Source organism: Bacillus sp. HMA207 (genome assembly GCF_003402455.1).
In the GTDB taxonomy this organism is placed as follows: Bacteria; Bacillota; Bacilli; order Bacillales; family Bacillaceae_G; genus Bacillus_A; species Bacillus_A cereus.
Map to the genome: position 1 here is coordinate 590,754 of NZ_BEZT01000002.1, position 6,950 is coordinate 597,703.

Consider the following 6,950-nt stretch of genomic DNA (forward strand, 5'->3'; position numbering starts at 1 on the left):
AACGAAAAGGAAGGATGATTTATATGGTGACAGAAAAAGAATTAGAATTATTAGCTTGTCTTGAAAAGAGTAGTCGATTATCTGTAGATACATTAGCGAAGCTGTTAAATATAGAAGTAGAAGAAGTAAAGAAGATGGTTGCGAGATTAGAAAATGAAAAGATTATTGTGGATTATGTAACACATATCGATTGGACGAAAGTGAAAGAACATACAGGTTTAACGGCAATGATCGATGTGAAAGTTACGCCAAAGCACGGCGTTGGGTTTGATGCGGTTGCTGAGCAAATTTATCGTTATTCGGAAGTGAAATCCGTTTATTTAATGTCAGGGACATATGATCTTTCTATTACATTAGAAGGGAAAACGATGGGGGAAGTAGCGATGTTTGTTTCTGAGAAATTAGCAACAATTGAATCTGTCGTTTCTACAACTACTCATTTCATTTTGAAGAAGTATAAACATGAGGGCGTTATTTATGAAAAAGACGATGATGATAAGCGAATTGTGGTGACACCATGAAGCAATTTGAACTATCTAGATCAGCAGAATCTTTAAAACCATCTGGTATTCGAAAATTTTTTGATTTAGCAGCAAATATGAAAGGTGTTATTTCCCTCGGGGTAGGAGAGCCGGATTTTGTTACCCCTTGGAATGTAAGGCAAGCATGTATTCGTTCTTTGGAACAAGGGTATACGTCATATACAGCAAATGCAGGATTATTGGAGCTCCGTCAAGAAATAGCAAAGTATCTAAAAAAACAATTTGCAGTATCTTATGATCCAAGTGATGAAATCATTGTTACAGTTGGAGCGAGCCAGGCGTTAGATGTAGCGATGCGTGCCATTATAAATCCTGATGATGAAGTGCTCATTGTTGAACCAAGCTTCGTTTCTTATGCACCACTTGTGACATTAGCTGGAGGAGTTCCGGTTCCTGTGGCGACTAAGCTAGAAAACGAGTTTAAAGTACAACCAGAACAAATTGAAGCAGCTATTACAGCGAAAACAAAGGCGATTTTACTTTGTTCACCAAATAACCCGACAGGTGCAATGCTAAATAAATTCGAGCTTGAAGAAATAGCAGTGATTGTTGAGAAGTACAATCTAATTGTATTATCTGATGAAATTTATGCAGAGCTTGTATACGACGAAGCATATACAAGTTTCGCGAGTATTAAAAATATGCGCGAGCATACGATTTTAATTTCAGGATTTTCAAAAGGATTTGCGATGACAGGATGGCGTCTCGGTATGATTGCAGCTCCTGTTCAGTTTTCAGAATTGATGCTCAAAATTCACCAATATTCCATGATGTGTGCACCGACGATGTCTCAGTTCGCAGCACTTGAAGCGTTACGTGCGGGGAATGATGAAGTAATTCGGATGAGAGATAGTTATAAGAAGCGTCGTAATTTTATGACGACATCTTTCAATGAAATGGGCTTAACGTGTCATGTGCCGGGCGGAGCATTTTATGTTTTCCCTTCTATATCTTCAACAGGATTATCTTCAGCGGAATTTGCAGAACAGTTATTGCTGGAAGAAAAAGTAGCTGTTGTCCCTGGTAGCGTATTTGGCGAAAGTGGTGAAGGGTTTATTCGTTGTTCTTATGCGACGTCGCTTGAACAACTTATGGAAGCAATGAAGAGAATGGAACGGTTTGTTGAAAATAAAAAAAGGACAAAACGTAATACGTTTTGTCCATAAAAGGGGGGGAATACTAGAAAGCCATGTGTTAGTAGTCTATCCCAATATTGGAGAATTATACTTCTTTAAGGGAAATTTTTCATGAATTTTGAATGAGTTCTGTCATAGTGGTATAATTTACTAATATAAGGTATGCGCATTCTAGATATTGTTATCTAGAATGCGTACTAACCAATCGGATATTTAAAATAAATATATCTGCTTTGCTCTCTATAATTGTAGAGAGAATGGTAAACGTATGGGAGTGTTTCATATGTCAGAACAATATACAACAGGAGTGGTTGTAACAGGGAAAGTGACTGGAATTCAAGATTACGGTGCGTTTGTAGCGTTAGATGCAGAAACACAAGGACTTGTGCATATATCTGAAATTACAAATGGATATGTAAAGGATATTCATGACTTTTTAAAGGTCGGCGATACAGTAGAAGTAAAGGTACTTTCAATTGATGAAGAGCACAGAAAAATGAGTTTATCGTTAAAAGCGGCGAAAAGAAAACAAGGAAGGATTCTTATACCGAACCCATCTGAAAACGGATTTAATACGCTGCGAGAAAAGTTGGCAGAATGGATTGAAGAGTCCGAGTTAACAAAGTAAAAGAGGAACGCATATGAGCGTTCCTCTTTTACTTTATCTTATGATATATATTTGCAAATATGATTGCATGCAATCATATTCGTATGTCGGAGGTGAAAGGACATACTGATTATCGAATTTCGTTTGTTTCTGGGTGCGTACCAAGATTTTCAGATGGTTTAAACAGTAAACCAAGGTTGATAAGCCCAGATATACCAACGATGCCGTAAATAATACGTGCAAGAGCTGAATTTTGTCCACCGAAAATGGCTGCTACTAAGTCAAACTGGAAAAAACCGATTAGTCCCCAGTTCACAGCGCCAATTACAGTAAAGACTAATGCGATACGTTGTAAAGTACTCATGAAAAAGCCCCCCTTAATTGTGAAGCATGAGCAAGCGATGAGTTAATTAACTCTTTTATAGAATGGGGTAGTTATGTTGTTTTTATACATAAAAAATGTTTGAAAGAAGATGTATATACATCTATACCGAAAAATGCGAATTTTTATGCAAAAAATGAACTTTTTCTAAAAAATATATATTGGTTACGTTTACAATGTTTGAATCGCTTGATTTACAACTTCAGTTTCGCTAAAGTGAATACAGAAATACATATCCATAATTGGAGGGAAAAAGATGAGTACACATGTAACGTTCGACTATTCTAAAGCGTTATCCTTCATCGGTGAACATGAAATCACTTATTTACGTGATGCAGTGAAAGTAACACATCACGCAATCCACGAAAAAACTGGAGCTGGGAACGATTTCCTTGGGTGGGTAGACCTTCCGCTTCAATATGACAAAGAAGAATTCGCTCGCATTCAAAAATGCGCAGAAAAAATTAAAAATGACTCTGACATTTTACTTGTTGTAGGTATTGGTGGTTCTTACCTAGGAGCACGCGCAGCAATCGAAATGTTAAACCATTCTTTCTACAATACGCTTTCTAAAGAACAACGTAAAACTCCACAAGTGCTATTTGTTGGACAAAACATTAGCTCCACTTACATGAAAGATTTAATGGACGTATTAGAAGGTAAAGACTTCTCTATTAACGTTATTTCCAAATCAGGTACAACAACAGAGCCAGCACTAGCATTCCGTATCTTCCGTAAGTTATTAGAAGAAAAGTATGGAAAAGAAGAAGCTCGCAAACGTATTTATGCAACTACAGATAAAGCGCGTGGTGCATTAAAAACATTAGCTGATAACGAAGGTTACGAAACATTTGTTATTCCAGATGATGTTGGAGGTCGTTTCTCTGTATTAACGCCAGTTGGTTTATTACCAATCGCAGTAAGTGGCTTAAATATTGAAGAGATGATGAAAGGTGCAGCTGCTGGTCATGATGACTTCGGAACATCAGAACTAGAAGAAAATCCAGCTTACCAATACGCAGTAGTTCGTAACGCTTTATACAATAAAGGAAAAACAATTGAAATGCTTGTTAACTATGAGCCAGCACTTCAATACTTCGCTGAGTGGTGGAAACAGTTATTTGGTGAAAGTGAAGGAAAAGATCAAAAAGGTATTTTCCCATCTTCAGCAAACTTCTCAACTGATTTACACTCATTAGGTCAATACGTTCAAGAAGGGCGTCGTGACTTATTTGAAACAGTTCTTAAAGTAGGTAAATCTACACATGAACTAACAATCGAATCAGAAGAAAACGATTTAGACGGATTAAACTACCTTGCTGGTGAAACTGTAGACTTCGTAAACACAAAAGCATACGAAGGTACATTACTTGCACATAGCGACGGGGGAGTACCAAACTTAATCGTAAATATTCCTGAATTAAATGAGTACACATTCGGTTACCTTGTATACTTCTTCGAAAAAGCATGTGCGATGAGCGGCTACTTATTAGGCGTGAATCCATTTGACCAACCTGGAGTAGAAGCATACAAGAAAAACATGTTTGCTTTACTTGGTAAACCAGGATTTGAAGAATTAAAAGCAGAATTAGAAGAGCGTTTAAAATAATAAAAAGCGACCGGATTCCGGTCGCTTTTTATTATTTTATCGAAAAGTTCATCAGTATATTCAAACTAAAGTGGGTATGCTAAAGGAAAAGTCTAGGAGGGATGGGCTTGATTCCGATTCAATCAAATTTAGAAGGACGTACATATGCGTTATATAAGTTAGAAGAGATTATGAAACCACTTGGATATAGCATTGGTGGTAATTGGGATTATGATAAAGGATGCTTCGATTACAAAATTGATGAAGAAGATGGGTATCAATTTTTACGAGTTCCATTTACAGCCATTGATGGAGAACTAGATGTACCAGGCGTAATAGTTCGTCTTGGAACGCCGTATATTCTTTCGCACGTATATCAAGACGAACTAGATGATAATGTGAATACTTTAACAGCTGGAACAAGTGGAATGGATCAATTTGCTGAGCCGAAAGATCCAGATGGAGATGTGAAAAGAAAATATATCAATATTGGGAAAGTGCTCATGCAAGAATTAGAGCGTCATTTTACTAATGGTGAATAACAATGAGTATGTCGCTTTCAATGAGAACAAAGGAATGAACTGGATTAATCATATATTGTTCGTCGCGCTTTATACCTAGTAAGAGAATGTTTTGCTTTAAAAGAGTATAGCTACAATTGGCAAAAGTTTGTCCGGTGCAGGACGATGGAAGCTCCATCAGTTGTAATTTATTATCAGAGATTTCGTTGTAAAGTGAAAATAGTACACCTGAAATGGAAGGGAATAAAAGAGAAGCGGTAAATACATAGCTCGTTAATTTATTTCCTTCTATAATTTCTGACACGCCAGCTCTCGTTGCATTTTGTATTTGTTCAGAAGTAAGAAGTTCAGCGATGCAGTGAATGTTTGGGTTGAGCCCTTTTGCAGTTAAAATATTTAAAATGGACTGTGTATCCGCTAAGCTTTCGTTTTTTTCTTTATCAGCTGTTATTAATATGGTGTGTGCCGTTGCAATATTGGCCTTTAATAAAGTTTGATCGTGATGCGGACAACCTTTTATAAATTCTAAATGATGAAATGGTTTTGGGAGTAAAGAAAGTGTTTCATCAATTAAAACGATATCAAGGTTTGGTTGTAATACGTGCATTTGCTTTACAACATGTTTTGCGCGCTCATTCCAGCCAACGATAATCATATGACCGTTAGAAGTAGCGGCTTCTTCACCTTTAATTTTCATATATTGTTTATTAATCATTTCAGTAGCAAACAGCACCATATAATAAGAACAAAAGCCAGTTCCTAATAAAATAATACTTATACCTATTAGTTTTCCTATCGTTGTATGGGGAGCAAAGTCGCCATATCCAACTGTAAAAATGGTAACGATTGACCACCAAATTCCGTCAAACCATGTAGTGAAATGAAAAGGTTCTAATCTATGTATAAGAAAACCGGAAAAAGCAGTCAGTACAATAATAAAACAAATTAAACGAAAAATAATGGAATCACGAAATGTATCTACTAAATTCGGACGGGATTTCAATTGCCTATTCCTCCTTACTTTGTAGGACTACATTCATTGTTGCCATTATAGAAAAAAGAAAAACTCTCTAATTAAAGAGAGTTTGTTTTACGTTACATACTTTCCACTTCAGTTTGTTGGACACTTTCAAGATGCTGGAGAGCATAGTAAACATCAGCAGTATGTCTTTTTTGATCAATGGACAGTTTAAGATGTAAATAGTGAGAACCGTTTTCTAATGTTTTAAGCTTCATATTCTTAACTTTTATATCCATTTCTTTTATTTCTTCAATTACGATTGGGATATTGTCCATATTTCGTACAACAAGTTTCACAGCGATATCACGTTGACGAAATGATCTAGGGCCTACATATTTCATCGCGAGTGGTATAAGTTCGACACTAATCATAAGGAAACACATTCCGAATATCGCTTCAATATAGAATCCGGCCCCAACAGCAATACCAATACCAGAAGCACCCCAGATCATAGCGGCAGTCGTGAGCCCTGCAATGCTATCGTTGCCTCTTCTTAAAATTACGCCAGCACCTAAAAAACCAATTCCTGATACAATTTGAGCGGCAAGTCGAAGTGGATCCATATTCATATGATCGGTATGTGGTAAGTTATAAGCTGCTTTAATAGAAACAATCGTTAGGAGGCAACTAATAATAGAAATAACTAAACACGTTTTTAAACCAAGTGGTTTCCGTTTTAATTCACGTTCTAAACCAATGGCAAATCCTAAAATAGCCGAGAGACCTAGTTTGATTAATAAATCGGTATAGTCCATATATATTCCTCCCTGTATGATATGCTATATGAATAAAACGCTTATTATAGAAAGAAACGTCTTTTGATAGAGTAACTTTATATAAAATATATGTAGGAATTGCTCATACATGAAAGAGATATTTCGTTTAAGTATATGATATAAAAAAAGAAATGTGGGCAGTTTTAAAAAAAGTTTATAAAAGGTGTTGCATTTCATTTTTCACCATGATATATTAATAACCGTCGCTGATGCGGAAACGCAGAAAACGACAAAAAAGAAATTAAAAAACTTAGTTGACATCGAAAAACGAAGATGTTAACATAAGGAAGTCGCAAATGAGCGACCAAGTAGTTCTTTGAAAACTGAACGAAACAAACAACGTGAAACGTCAATTTTTATTTTAGATGCTAGACAAA

8 protein-coding genes are annotated in these 6,950 nt (G+C 36.1%); 5 read left to right on the top strand and 3 right to left on the bottom strand.

Annotated elements, in window-relative coordinates; all coding sequences use genetic code 11:
• Positions 1 to 23 precede the first annotated feature (23 nt).
• The 3 genes from HMAS_RS23515 to yugI all read left to right on the top strand — a co-directional run bounded on the left by HMAS_RS23515 (position 24) and on the right by yugI (position 2,306).
• Positions 24 to 521 (top strand): Lrp/AsnC family transcriptional regulator, encoded by a 498-nt coding sequence (locus HMAS_RS23515; protein ID WP_000255696.1) that lies wholly within the window; start codon positions 24 to 26, stop codon positions 519 to 521.
• On the top strand, positions 518 to 1,708 hold the full coding sequence (locus tag HMAS_RS23520) for an aminotransferase (RefSeq protein ID WP_000808534.1): 1,191 nt from the start codon (positions 518 to 520) through the stop codon (positions 1,706 to 1,708). The genes HMAS_RS23515 and HMAS_RS23520 overlap by 4 nt, the downstream gene beginning before the upstream one ends.
• Before the next feature lie 253 nt (positions 1,709 to 1,961).
• Positions 1,962 to 2,306 carry a S1 domain-containing post-transcriptional regulator GSP13 gene (yugI, locus tag HMAS_RS23525; RefSeq protein WP_000003764.1) on the top strand — a complete coding sequence of 115 codons (345 nt, stop codon included), beginning with the start codon at positions 1,962 to 1,964 and terminating at the stop codon, positions 2,304 to 2,306.
• Between the two features lie 109 nt (positions 2,307 to 2,415).
• Here the strand turns inward: yugI and HMAS_RS23530 are convergent, their stop codons facing one another.
• Positions 2,416 to 2,649 carry a DUF378 domain-containing protein gene (locus tag HMAS_RS23530; protein ID WP_000105788.1) on the bottom strand — a complete coding sequence of 78 codons (234 nt, stop codon included), beginning with the start codon at positions 2,647 to 2,649 and terminating at the stop codon, positions 2,416 to 2,418.
• Positions 2,650 to 2,923: 274 nt separating this feature from the next.
• Here HMAS_RS23530 and HMAS_RS23540 point away from each other — a divergent pair, with 274 nt between their 5' ends.
• Positions 2,924 to 4,276, top strand: a complete 1,353-nt coding sequence (locus HMAS_RS23540) for a glucose-6-phosphate isomerase (RefSeq protein WP_000103654.1) — start codon at positions 2,924 to 2,926, stop codon at positions 4,274 to 4,276.
• A 107-nt stretch (positions 4,277 to 4,383) separates the two neighbouring features.
• On the top strand, positions 4,384 to 4,797 hold the full coding sequence (locus HMAS_RS23545; protein ID WP_000612334.1) for a YugN-like family protein: 414 nt from the start codon (positions 4,384 to 4,386) through the stop codon (positions 4,795 to 4,797).
• On the opposite strand, the gene HMAS_RS23550 is transcribed toward HMAS_RS23545, so the two are convergent.
• Both HMAS_RS23550 and HMAS_RS23555 read right to left on the bottom strand, forming a co-directional pair.
• Entirely contained in the window at positions 4,784 to 5,779 is a 996-nt protein-coding gene (locus HMAS_RS23550) for a potassium channel family protein (protein ID WP_098376250.1), read from the bottom strand. The genes HMAS_RS23545 and HMAS_RS23550 overlap by 14 nt on opposite strands.
• 92 nt (positions 5,780 to 5,871) lie before the next feature.
• Positions 5,872 to 6,552, bottom strand: coding sequence for an MgtC/SapB family protein (locus tag HMAS_RS23555; RefSeq protein WP_000386676.1), 681 nt, complete (start codon positions 6,550 to 6,552; stop codon positions 5,872 to 5,874).
• Between the last annotated feature and the right edge of the window lie 398 nt (positions 6,553 to 6,950).

Coding starts and splice junctions, on each gene's coding strand:
- HMAS_RS23515 (WP_000255696.1), top strand. CDS start 24: ATGGTGACAGAAAAAGAATTAGAATTATTAGCTTGTCTTGAAAAGAGT.
- HMAS_RS23540 (WP_000103654.1), top strand. CDS start 2,924: ATGAGTACACATGTAACGTTCGACTATTCTAAAGCGTTATCCTTCATC.
- yugI (WP_000003764.1), top strand. CDS start 1,962: ATGTCAGAACAATATACAACAGGAGTGGTTGTAACAGGGAAAGTGACT.
- HMAS_RS23530 (WP_000105788.1), bottom strand. CDS start 2,649: ATGAGTACTTTACAACGTATCGCATTAGTCTTTACTGTAATTGGCGCT.
- HMAS_RS23520 (WP_000808534.1), top strand. CDS start 518: ATGAAGCAATTTGAACTATCTAGATCAGCAGAATCTTTAAAACCATCT.
- HMAS_RS23555 (WP_000386676.1), bottom strand. CDS start 6,552: ATGGACTATACCGATTTATTAATCAAACTAGGTCTCTCGGCTATTTTA.